Source organism: Arthrobacter sp. 1088 (assembly GCF_031455315.1).
Classification (GTDB): domain Bacteria; phylum Actinomycetota; class Actinomycetes; order Actinomycetales; family Micrococcaceae; genus Arthrobacter.
In genome coordinates, this window is the sequence record NZ_JAVDSM010000004.1 from 182,817 (window position 1) to 198,428 (window position 15,612).

Sequence of the window (15,612 nt, forward strand, 5' to 3'; positions counted from 1 at the left end):
GGCCGGGGCCAGCCAGTCATCAGAAGGCCGAACCGATGGATGTGAGCTGCTGCGCCGCGGAACCGGAGAAGCGGTTCCCGGGGCGTGCCAGCCCGTAGTGTCCGCGCAGCGTCGACGCCGTGTATTCGGTGCGGAACAGGCCACGCTGCTGAAGGATCGGCACTACCTGGTCCACGAAGACCTCCAGCCCGGACGGCAGGACGGGCGGCATGATGTTGAAGCCATCGGCGGCGCCTGCCTGGAACCAGTCCTGGATGGCATCGGCCACTTGCTCCGGCGTCCCTGAGAAGGTGCGGTGCCCACGTCCGCCGCCCAAACGGCCGATCAGTTGCCGGACCGTAAGCTGTTCACGGCGGGCAAGCTCCACGATCAGCGTGTACCGGCTCTTGGCTCCCTCAATCTCGTCCTCGGAGGGGAGGTCCGCAGGCAATTGCTGGTCCAGCGGAAGGTCCGCGGGTGCCACCCGCAGGGTCCTTGCCAGCTGTTCGCGGGCGTATTCAGGCTTGATCAGCTCGTCGAGTTCACGCTCCAGCTTCAGCGCTTCTGCCTCCGTGGAACCAATGACCGGGACGATGCCGGGCAGGATCTTGATGCCCTCGGGATCGCGCCCCACGGCCAGGGTGCGGGCCTTCAAATCGGCGTAGAAAGCCTGCGCATCCTCCACTGTCTGGTGGGCTGTGAACACGGCCTCGGCGTACTGGGCGGCGAGCTTCTTACCGTCTTCCGAGGATCCCGCCTGCACGATCAGCGGGTGGCCCTGCGGGGAACGGGGGACGTTCAGGGGACCACGGACACGGAAATGCTTGCCTTCGTGCTCGATGGTGCGGATCTTGGTGTCATCACCCCAGACTCCCTCAGCCTTGTCGGCCAGCACGGCGTCGTCTTCCCAGCTGTCCCACAGCTTCTGGGCTACTTCGATGAATTCGGCCGCCCGCTCGTAACGGACGGCATGCGCAGGCTGGTCATCGACGCCGAAGTTTCGCGCAGCGTCCGGCCCCGCCGTCGTGACGACGTTCCAACCGGCGCGACCACCGCTGACCCAGTCCACCGACGCGAAGCGCCGTGCCAGGTTGAAGGGGTCGTTGTAGGTGGTGGAGGCTGTGGCGATCAGGCCGATCTTCCGGGTTGCCGCCGCGATGGCGGTCAGCAGCACCGTGGGTTCCAGCTTGCCGGCAGGGCGACGGCCCACCTCGCCGAAGAGGACGGGGGAGTCTGCGAAGAAGATGGAGTCGAGTTTTCCGCGTTCCGCCGTGCGGGCCAGGTGCTGGTAGTGCTCCACCTTGGTGGAGGCGAAAGGATCACTTTCCGGCAGGCGCCAGGAGGCCTCGTGATGGCCAGTGCTCATCAGGAAGGCGTTGAGGTGGAGTTGGCGTTGTGGGGCGGGCATGGGTTTCTCCTTGATTCTGGTGAGGGGTTATTTCTGGTGTGGGTTGGGTTCTGGTGTGGGTTGGGTTTCAGGCACCAACGTGGACGCCGAGGGCAGCGAGCAGCTCGCCCCTCAGCGATGAATGCCCGACGCCGGTTCCGGCCTGGCGCTCGAGGGCTACACGGCCGTCTTGAAGGACGATCACGCGGTCGGCCAAGGTGATGGCCTCGTCGACGTCGTGGGTGACGAGCAGGACGGCGGGGCGATGCGCGGCAACAAGTTCCTTCAAGAGCGCGTGCATCTTCAGGCGGGTCAGGGCGTCGAGGGCACCGAAGGGTTCATCGGCAAGAAGCAGCCGGGGCTCCCGCACCAGCGACCTCGCCAAGGCAACGCGCTGTTGCTCACCTCCGGACAGCTCGTGCGGCCAGGCTTTTTCGCGGCCGGCGAGTCCCACCTCGGCGAGTGCACGGCGTCCGCGGGCATCGGCGTCGTCATACTTGAGGCCCAACGTGACGTTGCCCAGGACGGTGTCCCAGGGAAGGAGCCTCGAGTCCTGGAACACCACCGACACCTGGTCCGGGACCTTGACGATCCCACTCCCGCGGACGTCGCGGTCCAGGCCGGCAAGGGCACGGAGCAGTGTGCTCTTACCGCAGCCGCTGGGGCCGAGCAGGGCGACGAATTCGCCCGGAGCGATGTCCAGGTCCACGCCGTTGAGCACGCCCTTGGGACCGAAGCTTCGGATGAGGTTGCGCACGGAGACCTCGTGGGAAGGTGCCGTGCGCGGCCCGACTCCCTGCGAGGCACTCAGCCCGCCAACGTGCGTTGCCATGACAATGCCTTTCGTTCCAGGAGCCGGACGGCTGCGTCGGAAAGCAGGCCCAGGACGCCGTAGACGGCAAGGCCCAGGACGATGATGTTGGTTTGGCCGTACGTGCGGGCGAGCTCCATCATGTAGCCGATGCCGCTGGTGGAATTGATCTGCTCCACCACCACCAAGGACACCCAAGCGCCAGTGACGGCGAAGCGGAGCCCCAGGAAGAATCCGGGCAGCGCCCCGGGGAGCACCACGCGGCGGATGAACCCGGACCGGGTTAGCCCGACGGTCTGTGCCAACTCGACGTATCGCAGGTCGATTCCGCGCAGTCCGGCGTGCGTTTGCAGGTAGATCGGCACGAACACCCCCAACGTGATGGTGAGGACCTTCATGGTTTCATCGATGCCGAACCAAAGGATCAGCAAGGGGATCAGGGCAAGGCCGGGGATGGCGCGCTTGATTTGCACAGGACCATCGATCAAGGCCTCACCCACCCGGCTCAGTCCAGCCAGGAGAGCCAGGACGGCTCCCACCACAATCCCGAACAACAGCCCGAAGCCTGCACGCTGGGCAGAGATTGCAAGGTTCTCCTGGAGTCGGCCGTCCGCGATCAGCTCGCCCGCCGTAGACACCACGGTCCACGGCTCGGACAGGATCCGGGGATCCAGGAGGCCTGTAGCGGAGGAAACCACCCAGAGCAGGATCAGGGCGGCGGGGCCCACCAAACCGGCCAGGCGGCGTCTTGGTCCAGGACCCAGGCGGCGGCTGACGGGCCGGACATCGGGGCGGCCCGTCAATGCCGGGTCGAGGTGGGGTTCGACGACGGCGCCCGGTTGGGTGCCGACGTCGCGCGTCTGTGGGGGAGCCGTGCGGGTTCCTGCCGTAGCGGCAGTCGCGCGCTGGGCAGCAGTTGTTGTCATGGCTAGGCACCCCCTGCCGCAGCGTAGGCCGTGCCGGCTATAGCTTCGAAGCGCAGGTCATACAGCTTTGCAGCGTCCAGTTTGGGCTTCTTCTGCTCGCGTGCCAGCAGGTCGATGGTTTGCTGGTGGCGGGCAATGGCCTCCGTCCACGAGGCAGGGAGATCGCGCTCGCCGGCGGCATCGATCAGGTACTGGCCGTCCTCGCGGGAGAGCCCCTGGTTCTTGACGTAGTAGCCCTCAAGCCATTCCCTGGGGTGGTCCTGGACCCACCGCTGTGCCTGTCCCCAGAGCTTCACATACTCCGCAAGTGCGGCAGCCTTGGCCGGATCCTCCAAGACCTTTGCCGGCGCGTACAGGTGACCGGGATCGTCGCGGAGGCCGTGCCGGAGAGTGGTTCCGCCGTCGGCGCCGTACTTGGCCAGGTATCGCTTGATTTGGACGCCTCCCAGTGGGGCAGCATCAACCTGCTTGCTGGACAGGGCGGTGGAATACGTGTCCCCGGTGCTGGGCAGTTCCACGAGCTTGACGTCTGTTTGTTCCAGGCCTGCCTTTTCCAGGATGCGCAGGACAAGCGCGCCCTGCGCCTGGCCGGGACTGTAGGCGATCTTCTTGCCACGAAGGCCCTGGAGTTCCGTAATCCCGGCGCCCGGGGCCACACCCAATTCATAAAGTGGGTGGTTCACGGCGTCTTTGCGAAAGACGCCCGCAATGATCCGGACATCCAGGCCGGTCCACGTGGCATGGATGGGAGGTATGTCGGCCACGGAACCGACATCCAGCGCGTTGGCCCGGAACGCTTCGGTGGTGGCCGGGCCGCCGGAAATGTTGGCAAACTTCACCGGGAAGCTGAGCTTCTTGTCCAGGCCGGAGAGTTCCAAGGCAACCTGTACCGTGGGGTCGCCCACCACCAGCGTGGTCCCTTCCGGGACGGAGGTGGCCAGCGGTGCCGTGACCTGCGCGGCCTGTGTGGCGTCGCCACCAGCCGTGGCCGAACCGCCGCAGGCAGTCAATAGGCCGAGGGCGGGGAGGGCGATGAAGGCGCCGAGGACTTGGCGGCGGTTGGGTGCAGTGCGTTGATGATTTGTGTTGATCCGTGTTCGAACGCGGGGGGACGCGGACATGTAAAGCCTTTCAGGTGCGGGTGGGTCGCCTCAGCCCGGAGCCAAGGGCTCAAACGGGCGGCGGTGGTGCGGATCGCTTATTTCTGAAGGCAGGACGGACAGCAGGTGCGAGCCTGCGTCGCGCTGAAATGGGCCTGGGGCATCGTTCCTCCTGTTCTGTATTTCTTAGGGATCGGTATTTCCTGGCGATCGGTATTTCTTAGTGATCGGTGTTTCTTAGGGATATCCAATCCGCAGCTTGTTTAGCGCGGTGAAGGGCAATGTGCGGTTGCCGTGTGGCAACTCAAGCACGGTCCCCGCACCCTTCGCCAGCTCTTCGACACGTGCCCGCAACAGCGGGAAACCGGGCTTCACGGCACGCCACAGGACGCAATCCAGGGCCATGGAAAGCAACACAAAAGGGTGCCCAAGGACTGGCAAGGGGACAACGTGACGCAACAATCCGCCGTCGGAAATTCTGCGGCTGACTGATAGTTCGGTCACGGAAAGGGCTGTTTGGCATATTGTGCGGTGACTGCGCCACTACCATTGATAAGTGCATTCGTCGATTACTGTCCGCCCAGCCCTGCCCGAAGACTATGACGACGTTGCCCGCATCACGCAGGATTCATACGTCACCGCGGGGTACTACGGCAGCGCGGACCACCCGTACCTGCAGCAACTCCAGGACGTGGCAGCGCGCGCGGAGCACGCCGAAATCTTCGTCGCGGAACGGAACGGCCAGGTGATCGGTTCCGTCACGGCAGCACCGGCCGGTGGCGGATTCTCTGACATCGGCCTGGAAGACGAACTGGAACTGCGCACCCTGGTGGTAGATCCCGCTGTACAGCGTTCCGGTGCCGGACGTGCTTTGGTGCAGGCCGTCGTCGAGCAAGCCAAAGCGATGGACGGCATCGGTGCTGTCTCCCTCACTACGGGAGCCACGTGGGAGAGTGCCAATGCCCTCTACGCCCGGACCGGTTTTGCCCGCGCTCCGCACCGCGACTGGTTCGTGCCCGGCACCGACATAAAGCTGTTCGTTTACAGGCTGGACCTCCAGCAGCCATAAAGTTTCCTTTCGTAAACCCCGCCGGGTTTGTACAACCGGAACGGGCACAGCGATCAGGAAAGGCGCGGCATGCGCAAGACATATGGCACGGGTTCCGTCTGGGAACAGACCCTGGGGTACTCCCGCGCGGTCCAGGTGGACAACACACTCTTCATTTCTGCGACGGCGGCTTCCGGCGTCGTTGATGGGCAGGATGCAATCGTCGGCGATGACTTCTACTCGCAGACCAAATACATCCTTGAGAAGCTCGGAGCGGTCCTGGAAGAAGCGGGGTTCTCCTACGAGGACGTCGTTCAGTCCAAGCTGTACCTGACGGACATCAGCAAGTGGGAAGACGCCGGCCGGGCCCACGGCGAGGTTTTCGGCGAGATCCGTCCCACCCTGGCACTGGTGCACGTGCTGCCCTTCCTGGATTCCAGGATGCTGGTGGAAATCGAGCTCGTCGCGCAGAAGTCCGCGTAAGGCCCTGCTTGGGTTAGCCCGGGATGCCGTAGCGGTGTTCCGGGCGGCCCGTGCTTCCGTAGCGTAATTGGATTTCGACGGCGCCATCGTCGGCAAGCGAGGACAGGTACCTCTGCGCCGTCGCCCGGGAAACGCCCACCCGGTCTGCGACTTCAGCGGCTGAGTACTGTTCGCCGGGAAGCAGCGATTCCAGGACCGCCGCTTCGGTTGCCGAGCGTGGTTTTTGAGCGGGCGTCACGTCACCTGGGATCAGTGCCCGCTTGGCACGTTCAATCGTGGTCTGGTCAACGCCCGTTTGCTGTCCAAGGATCCGGCGATACCGTGCATAGGACCTCAGCTGCTGGGACAAGGATTCCGCGGTGAAGGGCTTTAGCAGGTACCCCAGCGCGCCGCGCCGCATGGCAACCCTGATGGACGGGGCATCGGAGGCCGCTGTCAGCATGATGGCATCGATGTCCAGCTGGCCCAGCAAATCAAGCCCTGAACCGTCCGGCAGGTACACGTCCAGCAACACCAGGTCAGGACGCAGGCTGTGGATCGCCTGCAAAGCCTGGGACGCGGAACCGGCCGGAGCGAGCGCCATGAATCCGGCTACTGAGTCCACGTAAGCCGCGTGCAGTCTGGCAACGTGGAAGTCATCGTCCACAATGAGCACCCTCAAATCCTCAGCCACTGCTGTCCTCCCGCATTGTCGTTCCGGCCTCCCGGCTGGCTTCCCGGCCAGCTTCCCTTCCAGCCGCCGTGCTGGTTGGGGCTTCAGCGCCGGCGTCGGCCGATCGCCCCATCACGCCAGGAATTGTGGCCATGAAGACAGCTCCGGGGCCGCCTTTCCTGCCGGTCTCCAGGACGTGGACGTCCCCACCCCTGCGCCGGGCCAACTGCCGCACCAAAGCCAAGCCCAAACCTTGTCCGGCCCCCTGGCGCACCGGTTGTTCCGACGTCGTGAATCCTTCAGCGAAGACTTCCTCAGGTTCCAGGTTCCCCAAACCGTCTCCGGAATCGCCGACGACGATATGCAGGGTTCCGTTGTCCTGGCCGGCATCGTCAAGCAACTCAAGTTCAACCCAACGCTCCGAAGCGGAACCGGCGACGGCGGCACTCACGGCGTTGTCGATCAGGTTGCCGAGCACTGTGGTGACGTCCTGCGGATCGGCCACGTGTCCCCGGACCAACGTTTCCGGCCCGATCCTCAGCGCCACTCCGCGTTCGGAGGCCTCCACACTCTTGGCGCCGACAAAAGCCTGCAAGTACGTGTCCTGAAGGAGTTCCGCCTGCTCCACAGGGAACTTGAGGGGGCCGGTGGCGGAGATCCTTGCCAGGTACTCCTTGGCTTGCTCGTGTTGGCCGATGCTCATGAAGCCGGCAATGGTGTGGAGTTGGTTGGCGAATTCGTGGCGCTGGGCACGCAGGGCGGTGGACATGGTTCCCACGGCGTCCAGCTGGCGGGTCAATTGCTGCAGTTCGGTGCGGTCGCGGAGCATGACCACCCAGCCGAGGTCTTCCTTGCGGTGCCAGGCTTTTCGGGCGCTGGCCACCAGGACCCGTCCACCGGCTACCAGTTCCACGGCTTCGGCGTCACGGGCTGCCGGCTGGGTGAGCTGCTTGAGTTGACCGGGAACGTTGGCTGTAGCCCAGTCCTGGCCGGTGGCGTCGGGCAGGTCCAGGAGCCTGGCGGCAGCGGCGTTGAACACGGAGATGCGTCCGTCGGCCGCGATGCCGATCACGCCCTCGTCCACGCCCTGGAGTACTGCCACTTGATCGTGGACCAGGGTGCTGATCTCCTCTGGTTCCAAGCCCAAGGTGAGGCGCTGCAGGCGGCGCCGGAGCAGGAACGAAGCCAGGACGCCAGCCAGGAGTGCGCCGCCGGCGGTCAGGGCAATGGGCACAATGTCCTGTGCCAGGCTCTTGCTGAGGGACTCCATGGAGTAGCCCACACTGACTTCGCCCACGATTGATCCAGCCGTGCCTACGCCCTCAGTACCTGTGCCCTCAGCCGAGGGCGCGTACACCGGCACCTTGGCGCCCGCTGATGGACCCAGAGTGCCCGTGTTGCGGGTGGTGATTTCCCGGCCTGCCAACGCTACTGAGGGGTCTGTGCTGACGCGCTCACCGAGCCGCGCAATTTCCGGGTGGGCCAACCGGAGTCCGGTTTCGTCCGTGATGACCACGAAGAGTGCCCCGGTGCGGACCCGGGCCGCTTCCGCTGCTGCCTGCAAGGGGCCGGCCGCCAGAACGCTGGCTGGCGGGGTTCCTTCTTCTTTGCTGATGGCCTGGACGTCTTCCCTGATGTCGGGATCCGCCGCAACTGTGCGGGCGAGGGTGAGTGCTTGGTTTTCGGCTTCGTCGCCGATCCGTTCGTAAACCAGCCAAGCGTGGACGGCACCGCTCAGGAGCACTACAAGCAGAACTACCCCCAGTTGGAGGAGGAGCGTCTGGGTGGAGAAACGCATACTGACCCTGCTAAAGCGCGGCACCGTTACTCCTTTCCTCCAGCTCCATTGAAGCACTGAGCACAATGCGCAAAACGCTCGCAATGATCAGTATTCCCAACAATTCCCGGAAACCCCAGCCCGTGACGGGCGCCACTATAACGTCTGTAGTGCGCATCACATCGAAGTGGTGCCCTTCACAGTAGTAAGGAGCCGGCCGTGCTGGTTTTGCTTGGATTCGCAATGATTGCGGTATTCATGGTCCTGATCATGACCAAAAAATTGACGCCCGTCTTGGCGCTGATCATCGTCCCCACCATCTTCGGTCTCTTCGCGGGGGCCGGCTTGGGCATCGGTCCCATGGTCATGGACTCGATGAAGTCCATGACCTCCACGGCCGCGCTCCTCATGTTCGCCATCATCTACTTCGGCCTGATGATCGACGTCGGGCTCTTCGACCCCCTGGTCAAGTTCATCCTGCGCAAGCTTGGCAATGACCCCGCCAAGGTAGTCCTCGGTACGGCGATCCTCGCTGCGGCAGTCTCCCTGGACGGCGACGGCTCAACCACCTTCATCCTCACCACCGCCGCCATGCTGCCGGTCTACCTGCGCCTGAAGATGAGCCCCGTGGTCCTCACCTGCGTGGCCGGCCTCGCGAACGGCACCATGAACATCCTGCCGTGGGGCGGGCCCACAGCCCGCGCCGCTACAGCACTGAAGCTGGACGTCAACGACGTCTTCGTCCCCATGGTCCCGTCCCTCATCGTTGGCCTCATCGTCGTGCTCGTCTTCTCCTGGCTGCTTGGTCTGCAGGAACGTAACCGCCTCCGCACCACCGCCCCCGAAATCTGGGGCGACGTCGCCGATCCTTCCGACGCGTTCGACGGCGGCAAGGGCCGCGGCGGCTTTGGCCGCGCCGGCTCAACCACAACCGCGCCCAAGCCGGTAACCGGCGGAGGCGCCGGCGTCGCAGTTCTTGAACGTACTGAAGAGCTGGTGGACGATCAGGACACCGCCATGGCCGATACCGCGCTGGATCCCAACCGCACCACGCTGCGTCCCAAACTGTTCTGGTTCAACCTTGGACTCACGGTCGCCGTCATGGTCACTCTGGTAGCGAACATCGTCCCGCTCCCGTTCGTCTTCATGGTGGGCTCGGCCATCGCATTGCTGGTCAACTTCCCCAAGGTCAAGGACCAGGGTGCCCAGCTGATCGCCCACGCGCCGTCGATCGTCGCCGTCGTCAGCATGGTCATGGCCGCTGCAGTCCTCACCGGTGTCCTCAACGGCACCGGCATGGTCAAGGCAATGTCCGAGTGGCTCGTCCAGATCATCCCCGCGGACATGGGTCCCTTCATGGCAGTCATCACCGGCGTGCTGAGCATCCCCATGACCTTCTTCATGAGCAACGACGCCTTCTACTTCGGCGTACTTCCGGTCCTCAGTGAAACCGCAGCCCACTACGGCGTCGGCGCAGCGGACATGGCCCGCGCCTCCATCACCGGCCAGCCCTTCCACCTCCAGAGCCCGCTGGTCCCCGCCATCCTGCTCTTGGTGTCGCTGGCCAAGGTAGACCTGGGCGACCACCACAAGAAGGTCCTCTGGCGCACGGCAGTCATCTCGATCGTCATGCTGGCTGTCGGAGTCCTGACCGGAGCAATCGGCATCGGTTAAACAACCCCATCAAGCAACGCGGAGTCACTTACGGCCCATCCAGACACCTTGGATGGGCCGTAGGTGACCCCGCGTTGTTGTGCTTCGGCGTACGGCGGCTCACCCAAGCCAAGTAGACTGGTTCGGAAAACCATTTGAACTTTGCAGGGGAGATCCATGGCTGCGATCAACCGTGACGACGTCGCGCATCTTGCGCGTCTGGCTCACATTGAAATGAGTGCCGAAGAGCTGGACAGGATGGCGGTCGAGCTTGCCGTCATCGTGGATTCGGTGAAGTCCGTCAGCGAAGCCGCCGGGGAAGATGTCCCGGCCACGTCCCACCCGATTCCGCTGACCAACGTGTTCCGCGAGGACGTCGTGGGCCACACGTTTACGGCTGAGCAGGCGTTGTCCGGCGCTCCGGATGCTTACGAGAACCGTTTCAAGGTCCCGGCAATCCTGGATGAGGACTAATTACAATGACTGAGCTGAAGAACGAACTCATTCGCCACTCCGCTGCCGATCTTGCTGCGAAGCTTGCCGCCCGCGAGGTTTCCGCTGTTGAAGTGACGCAGGCGCACCTTGACCGTATTGCTGACGTGGACGGCCAGATTAACGCGTTCCTGCACGTTAATACCGAGGAAGCCCTGGCTGTTGCGGCCGAGGTTGATGCTGCGCGCGCCGCCGGTGGCGCCGCTGCCGGGGAGCTTCATGCCCTGGCCGGTGTGCCGATTGCCGTGAAGGACCTCATCGTGACGATCGGCCAGCCGACGACGGCTGGTTCGAAGATCCTTGAGGGCTGGCACAGCCCCTACGACGCCACGGTGATCAAGAAGCTCCGTGCTGCGAAGATGCCGATTCTGGGCAAGACCAACCTTGACGAGTTCGCCATGGGTTCCTCCACGGAGCATTCGGCGTACGGGCCCACCCGGAACCCCTGGGACCTGGACCGCATTCCTGGTGGTTCAGGGGGTGGCTCGGCTGCCGCCGTCGCCGCTTTTGAAGCGCCGCTGGCGCTGGGCACGGACACTGGTGGATCGATCCGCCAGCCAGGTGCTGTCACCGGAACCGTCGGCGTGAAGCCGACGTATGGTGCAGTTTCCCGTTACGGCGCGATTGCCATGGCGTCCTCGCTGGACCAGATTGGCCCGGTGTCCCGCACGGTGCTGGACGCGGCTCTGTTGCAGGAAGTTATCGGCGGCCATGATCCGTTCGATTCCACGTCCCTGACCGATCCGTTCGACAACCTTGCTGCTGCTGCCCGCGTGGGCAATGTTGCCGGCATGAAGATCGGCATCATCAAGGAGCTGCACGGCGAAGGCTACCAGGCCGGCGTCGAGAACCGCTTCAACGAGTCCCTTCAGCTGCTCAAGGATGCCGGCGCGGAAATCGTTGAGGTTTCCTGCCCCAACCTGAAGTACGCCCTGGGCGCTTACTACCTCATCATGCCGTCCGAGGCGTCCAGCAACCTGGCCAAGTTCGACGGCGTTCGGTATGGCTTGCGTGCCCTGCCGAAGGACGGCCCCCTGACGATCGAGCGCGTCATGGGTGCAACCCGTGCCGCCGGCTTTGGTGATGAGGTCAAGCGCCGCATCATCCTGGGCACCTATGCCCTGAGCGCTGGTTATTACGACGCCTACTACGGTTCGGCGCAGAAGGTCCGCACGCTCATTCAGCGCGACTTCGACGCCGCGTTCTCGAAGGCGGATGTCCTCATTTCGCCTACGGCTCCCACCACAGCGTTCAAACTGGGGGAGAAGGCGAACGATCCCCTGGCCATGTACCTGAACGATGTCGCAACCATTCCGGCCAATATGGCTGGGATCCCGGGCTTGTCGCTGCCCGGCGGCCTGGCTGACGAGGACGGTCTGCCCGTTGGCGTACAGCTGCTGGCCCCTGCCCGCCAGGACGCCCGCCTCTACCGTGTGGGTGCTGTGCTTGAGTCCATTCTGGAAGAAAAGTGGGGCGGCCCGCTTCTTGCCCAGGCTCCTGAATTGAAGACACCCGCTCTCGGTGCCGCTTCCAACTCCGCCGGAGGTTCAAACTAATGTCCGTCGACGCAACCCTGAGCTTCGAAGAGGCCATGGAGAAGTACGATCCTGTTCTGGGTTTCGAGGTCCACGTGGAGCTCAACACCAAGACCAAGATGTTCTCCTCCGCCCCGAACGTCTTCGGCGATGAGCCGAACACCAACGTCAACGAGGTGGATCTCGGCATGCCCGGCGTCCTCCCGGTGGTGAACAAGACGGCTGTGGAGTCCTCCATCAAGATCGGCCTTGCCCTGAACTGCAAGATCGCCGAGTACTGCCGTTTCGCCCGGAAGAACTACTTCTACCCGGACACCCCGAAGAACTTCCAGACCTCGCAGTACGACGAGCCGATCGCCTACGACGGCTACCTCGACATCGAGCTCGAAGACGGCACGGTCTTCCGCGTCGAGATCGAGCGTGCCCACATGGAAGAGGATGCCGGAAAGCTCACCCACATGGGTGGCTCCGCAGGCCGCATCCAGGGCGCCGACTACTCGCTGGTGGACTACAACCGCTCCGGCGTGCCGCTCGTGGAGATCGTCACCAAGCCGATCCAGGGTGCGGGAAGCCGTGCCCCTGAACTGGCCAAGGCCTACGTTGCCGCGGTCCGCGAAATCGTGAAGAACCTTGGGGTTTCGGACGCCAGGATGGAACGCGGCAACGTCCGCTGCGACGCCAACGTTTCCCTGCGCCCGCACGGCCAGGAACGCTTCGGCATCCGTTCGGAGACGAAGAACGTTAACTCGCTGCGCGCCGTCGAGCACGCCGTTCGTTACGAGATCCAGCGCCACGCTGCCGTCCTGGACTCCGGCCAGCCGGTGATCCAGGAGACGCGCCACTGGCACGAGGACACGCGTTCGACGACGTCGGGCCGCGCCAAGTCCGACGCCGACGATTACCGCTACTTCCCTGAACCGGACCTGGTTCCCGTCGTCGCCTCCCGTGAGTGGGTGGAGGAGCTTCGTGCCACCCTTCCGGAGCCGCCGGCCGAGCGCCGCAAGCGGCTCAAGGAAGACTGGGGCTACTCGGATCTGGAGTTCCGCGATGTGGTCAACGCCGGAGTCATGGACTCGATCGAGGAAACCATCGCGGCAGGTGCCAGCGCAGATGTTGCCCGGAAGTGGTGGATGGGTGAGATTGTTGGCCGCGCCAAGGTTGCCGACGTCGATCCTTCCGCTCTCGGTGTCACGCCGCAGGTCATCGTCGAGCTGAACAAGCTGGTCGAGGACGGCAAGATCAACAACAAGATGGCCACCCAGGTCCTGGACGGCGTACTTGCAGGCGAGGGTACACCCGCCGAGATCGTTGAAAAGCGCGGCCTTGCGGTGGTTTCCGACGACGGTCCGCTTCTGGAAGCCATCGACGCCGCACTGGCAGCACAGCCTGACGTCGCGGAGAAGATCCGTGGTGGCAAGGTCCAGGCCATCGGTGCGATCGTGGGCGGTGTCATGAAGGCCACCCGTGGCCAGGCCGACGCCGGCCGTGTACGCGAACTGATCCTGGAAAAGCTCGGCGTACAGGCCTAAGTACCCAAGTAGCTGGCAGTTGTCGTTGTTTTGAGGTGTCAGAACAACCGCAACTGCCAGCTACTTTTTTGTCCGGCCAGGAGCAGAATGGATGCATGGCCACCATTACACCGGGCCTTCGCAAGGCCTTTATCGCCAGCGGCATTGCCGTCGCCCTGACCGGCGGCGCGGCAGCCGCAGTGTGGGCAGGCACCCAACCCAGCCCATCGCCGTCGAGCGCTACCGCATCACCAAGTCCCACCACGACTGACGGCGCCAAGCGCCCTGAAGGGCGAGCCCATGGGATCCATGGCGAGCACGTTGTGAAAGAGCCGGACGGCACATTCCGCACTGTGGTCACACAGACAGGCAAGATCGAGTCCGTGAACAGCACCTCGATCACGGTGAAGAGCGATGATGGCTTCACGCAGAGCTACGCGATCACTTCAGATACGCGCATCTCACGGATGCCCACTAAACTTTCGGAGCTCCGGAACGGCAAGGGCAAGCCTACGCTGCCTTCGGCTACCGCAGCGGACCTTAAGACCGGCGACACCGTCAGGATAGCCGGGTCCAAAGACGGCGACACCGTGACGGCGCAGCGCATTGTGGCCGGTGAGCTTCCGGCCGCGCTCAAAGGTCACGGCCTCAAGGGGCGCGGACATCAGGGACTATGACCAGTCGCCCCTCGCGTTCTGCGATTAGGGTGTAACTGTGAATCCACCGTTGGACGAGGGTCCGTTCTTTCATGGCACGAAGGCCGACCTTCGGGAAGGTGATCTCCTGAGCGCGGGCTTCAGGTCGAATTACCGTCCCGAGGTCGTGATGAACCACATCTACTTCACAGCTCTCCGGGATGGCGCGGGACTGGCTGCCGAACTCGCGGCCGGGGACACGGAGCCGCGCGTTTACGTCGTCGAGCCGACCGGCGCATTCGAGGACGATCCCAACGTGACGGACAAGAAATTCCCAGGCAATCCCACCCGGTCATACCGCAGCGCGGCCCCGCTCAGGGTCCTCGGCGAAGTCACCGATTGGACGCGACTGGAGCCCGGGGCGCTGCGGGCGTGGAGAGAACGCCTGGCAGCAATTCTGGCTGACGAGCGCGGCGAAATCATCAACTGACTGAGATCTCTGCCGGATCCAGGGACCCTCGCCGGACCGGGGACCCTCGCCTGACCGGGGGCTTTAGAGCGCTACGGTCCTGAATCCGAGGTTGGCGCTGGCCGAGTCAGGCGTGTTGGAACTCCGCGCGGCCAGCCGGTAACGGTTGCAGTAGGAGTCGTGGCATAGGTATGAGCCGCCGCGCATGACCCTTCCGCGGCCAATTGTTGGGCCTTGCGGGTCGTTTACGGTTCCGGCGCTCAGGCACGTCTTGTAGTACTTGGGCAGGAACCAATCGTTGCACCATTCCCAGACGTTGCCGCTGGTCTGGTAGAGCCCATAGCCGTTGGGGGCGAAGGACCTGGCCGGCGCTGTAGTGAGGTAGCCGTCCTCGACGTCGTTACGCACGGGGAACTCGCCCTGCCAGATGTTGCAGTTGTGCCGGGCGCTGCCTTCGGCGCTGTCATGGTGAAGTTCGTTGCCCCATGGATAGCGCTGCCCGGCCGCGCCGCCCCGGGCTGCATACTCCCATTCCGCTTCGGTGGGCAGTCGTCGGCCAGCCCATGCGCAGTAGGCCAAGGCGTCGTTGAAGGACACGTGCGTCACTGGATGGTCAGGGATGTCCTTCCAGTGGGAGAGGGGTCCGGCCGGGTGGGCCCAGTCGGCGCCACGGACATTGAGCCACCAAGGGACGTTGTTGACTCTGTTCAGGATGTCGTGCGGCTCGGCCTTGACTGCAAGATGGAACACGGCAGAGGTCCCGAACTCTTCAGACTCCGTGCGGTGCCCTGTGGCATCCACGAACGCCGCAAACTCCGTGTTTGTGACCGCGGTGGCGCTGATGGTGAATCCGGAAACGGACACTTCGTGGACTGGAGTCTCGCCGTCTCCGTCGTAGCCTTCACCGAAAGGATCGCCCATGGCGAAGGTCCCGGACGGGATCTGGACGTCGCCATGACCCGCTGCCGCGGCGTCGTGGCCCGAACGTACGACGCCGGTCGTCGGGTTCCGGTGTCCGCCCGCCGCGCGTAGTGGGAGCGTCAGTCCGGGTGTGGTGTGTTCCCGGGCGCCGGCGCCCGGGCTGCAGCAATCTGCCATGTCAGCCTTCCCTCTGCGGTTCTCCATCAATCTTAGTGGGGTGGGCCACACCACCAAGA

At 64.1% G+C, this 15,612-nt stretch carries 16 protein-coding genes; 8 read left to right on the plus strand and 8 right to left on the minus strand.

The genetic code is table 11. From position 1 onward, the window contains the following. Nucleotides 1-19: 19 nt before the first annotated feature. From J2Y41_RS07595 to J2Y41_RS07615, 5 genes are all read right to left on the minus strand, one after another. Nucleotides 20-1,387: an LLM class flavin-dependent oxidoreductase gene (locus J2Y41_RS07595; protein WP_309927701.1), complete on the minus strand. Its 1,368-nt coding sequence runs from the start codon at nt 1,385-1,387 to the stop codon at nt 20-22. A 67-nt stretch (nt 1,388-1,454) separates the two neighbouring features. Next, nucleotides 1,455-2,198: an ABC transporter ATP-binding protein gene (locus tag J2Y41_RS07600; protein ID WP_309927703.1), complete on the minus strand. Its 744-nt coding sequence runs from the start codon at nt 2,196-2,198 to the stop codon at nt 1,455-1,457. Further along, the gene (locus J2Y41_RS07605) at nt 2,174-3,103 is read right to left on the minus strand and encodes an ABC transporter permease (protein WP_309927704.1); all 930 of its coding nucleotides are present in this window, start codon (nt 3,101-3,103) and stop codon (nt 2,174-2,176) included. Before J2Y41_RS07605 ends, J2Y41_RS07600 begins: the two co-directional genes overlap by 25 nt. Nucleotides 3,104-3,105: 2 nt before the next feature. Further along, nucleotides 3,106-4,224 carry an ABC transporter substrate-binding protein gene (locus tag J2Y41_RS07610; RefSeq protein WP_309927707.1) on the minus strand — a complete coding sequence of 373 codons (1,119 nt, stop codon included), beginning with the start codon at nt 4,222-4,224 and terminating at the stop codon, nt 3,106-3,108. A gap of 216 nt (nt 4,225-4,440) precedes the next feature. Next, the gene (locus J2Y41_RS07615; RefSeq protein ID WP_309927709.1) at nt 4,441-4,707 is read right to left on the minus strand and encodes a hypothetical protein; all 267 of its coding nucleotides are present in this window, start codon (nt 4,705-4,707) and stop codon (nt 4,441-4,443) included. A gap of 52 nt (nt 4,708-4,759) precedes the next feature. Between J2Y41_RS07615 and J2Y41_RS07620 the strand changes: the two genes are divergently transcribed. After that, nucleotides 4,760-5,272 (plus strand): GNAT family N-acetyltransferase, encoded by a 513-nt coding sequence (locus J2Y41_RS07620; RefSeq protein WP_224166906.1) that lies wholly within the window; start codon nt 4,760-4,762, stop codon nt 5,270-5,272. 69 nt (nt 5,273-5,341) lie between these two features. Beyond that, nucleotides 5,342-5,734, plus strand: coding sequence for a RidA family protein (locus J2Y41_RS07625; protein ID WP_224092023.1), 393 nt, complete (start codon nt 5,342-5,344; stop codon nt 5,732-5,734). Nucleotides 5,735-5,747: 13 nt separating this feature from the next. Here J2Y41_RS07625 and J2Y41_RS07630 read toward each other — a convergent pair whose 3' ends face one another. Together J2Y41_RS07630 and J2Y41_RS07635 are read right to left on the minus strand one after the other, a co-directional pair. Then, nucleotides 5,748-6,407, minus strand: a complete 660-nt coding sequence (locus J2Y41_RS07630) for a response regulator (RefSeq protein WP_224092025.1) — start codon at nt 6,405-6,407, stop codon at nt 5,748-5,750. After that, nucleotides 6,400-8,184 carry an ATP-binding protein gene (locus J2Y41_RS07635; RefSeq protein ID WP_309927714.1) on the minus strand — a complete coding sequence of 595 codons (1,785 nt, stop codon included), beginning with the start codon at nt 8,182-8,184 and terminating at the stop codon, nt 6,400-6,402. The genes J2Y41_RS07630 and J2Y41_RS07635 overlap by 8 nt, the downstream gene beginning before the upstream one ends. A gap of 198 nt (nt 8,185-8,382) precedes the next feature. Here J2Y41_RS07635 and J2Y41_RS07640 point away from each other — a divergent pair, with 198 nt between their 5' ends. The 6 genes from J2Y41_RS07640 (at nt 8,383) to arr (ending at nt 14,476) form a co-directional block, all read left to right on the plus strand. Beyond that, nucleotides 8,383-9,837, plus strand: a complete 1,455-nt coding sequence (locus J2Y41_RS07640) for a CitMHS family transporter (protein WP_309927716.1) — start codon at nt 8,383-8,385, stop codon at nt 9,835-9,837. 156 nt (nt 9,838-9,993) lie between these two features. Then, entirely contained in the window at nt 9,994-10,290 is a 297-nt protein-coding gene (gene gatC / locus J2Y41_RS07645; protein WP_017199363.1) for an Asp-tRNA(Asn)/Glu-tRNA(Gln) amidotransferase subunit GatC, read from the plus strand. Nucleotides 10,291-10,295: 5 nt separating this feature from the next. Beyond that, on the plus strand, nt 10,296-11,864 hold the full coding sequence (gene gatA, locus J2Y41_RS07650) for an Asp-tRNA(Asn)/Glu-tRNA(Gln) amidotransferase subunit GatA (RefSeq protein WP_224166909.1): 1,569 nt from the start codon (nt 10,296-10,298) through the stop codon (nt 11,862-11,864). Next, nucleotides 11,864-13,372: an Asp-tRNA(Asn)/Glu-tRNA(Gln) amidotransferase subunit GatB gene (gene gatB / locus J2Y41_RS07655; protein ID WP_309927718.1), complete on the plus strand. Its 1,509-nt coding sequence runs from the start codon at nt 11,864-11,866 to the stop codon at nt 13,370-13,372. The genes gatA and gatB overlap by 1 nt, the downstream gene beginning before the upstream one ends. Before the next feature lie 95 nt (nt 13,373-13,467). Further along, complete coding sequence (locus J2Y41_RS07660; RefSeq protein WP_309927721.1) at nt 13,468-14,028, plus strand: DUF5666 domain-containing protein; 561 nt, start codon at nt 13,468-13,470, stop codon at nt 14,026-14,028. A 37-nt stretch (nt 14,029-14,065) separates the two neighbouring features. Next, the gene (arr, locus tag J2Y41_RS07665) at nt 14,066-14,476 is read left to right on the plus strand and encodes an NAD(+)--rifampin ADP-ribosyltransferase (protein ID WP_309927723.1); all 411 of its coding nucleotides are present in this window, start codon (nt 14,066-14,068) and stop codon (nt 14,474-14,476) included. A gap of 63 nt (nt 14,477-14,539) precedes the next feature. Here arr and J2Y41_RS07670 read toward each other — a convergent pair whose 3' ends face one another. Beyond that, nucleotides 14,540-15,553: a formylglycine-generating enzyme family protein gene (locus tag J2Y41_RS07670; RefSeq protein ID WP_309927725.1), complete on the minus strand. Its 1,014-nt coding sequence runs from the start codon at nt 15,551-15,553 to the stop codon at nt 14,540-14,542. Between the last annotated feature and the right edge of the window lie 59 nt (nt 15,554-15,612).

Excerpts from the sequence above, each read along its gene's own strand:
- gatA (WP_224166909.1), top strand. The coding sequence starts at position 10,296 with ATGACTGAGCTGAAGAACGAACTCATTCGCCACTCCGCTGCCGATCTT.
- J2Y41_RS07670 (WP_309927725.1), bottom strand. The coding sequence starts at position 15,553 with ATGGCAGATTGCTGCAGCCCGGGCGCCGGCGCCCGGGAACACACCACA.
- J2Y41_RS07635 (WP_309927714.1), bottom strand. The coding sequence starts at position 8,184 with ATGCGTTTCTCCACCCAGACGCTCCTCCTCCAACTGGGGGTAGTTCTG.
- J2Y41_RS07595 (WP_309927701.1), bottom strand. The coding sequence starts at position 1,387 with ATGCCCGCCCCACAACGCCAACTCCACCTCAACGCCTTCCTGATGAGC.
- gatC (WP_017199363.1), top strand. The coding sequence starts at position 9,994 with ATGGCTGCGATCAACCGTGACGACGTCGCGCATCTTGCGCGTCTGGCT.
- J2Y41_RS07660 (WP_309927721.1), top strand. The coding sequence starts at position 13,468 with ATGGCCACCATTACACCGGGCCTTCGCAAGGCCTTTATCGCCAGCGGC.
- J2Y41_RS07625 (WP_224092023.1), top strand. The coding sequence starts at position 5,342 with ATGCGCAAGACATATGGCACGGGTTCCGTCTGGGAACAGACCCTGGGG.
- gatB (WP_309927718.1), top strand. The coding sequence starts at position 11,864 with ATGTCCGTCGACGCAACCCTGAGCTTCGAAGAGGCCATGGAGAAGTAC.
- J2Y41_RS07610 (WP_309927707.1), bottom strand. The coding sequence starts at position 4,224 with ATGTCCGCGTCCCCCCGCGTTCGAACACGGATCAACACAAATCATCAA.
- J2Y41_RS07600 (WP_309927703.1), bottom strand. The coding sequence starts at position 2,198 with ATGGCAACGCACGTTGGCGGGCTGAGTGCCTCGCAGGGAGTCGGGCCG.
- J2Y41_RS07605 (WP_309927704.1), bottom strand. The coding sequence starts at position 3,103 with ATGACAACAACTGCTGCCCAGCGCGCGACTGCCGCTACGGCAGGAACC.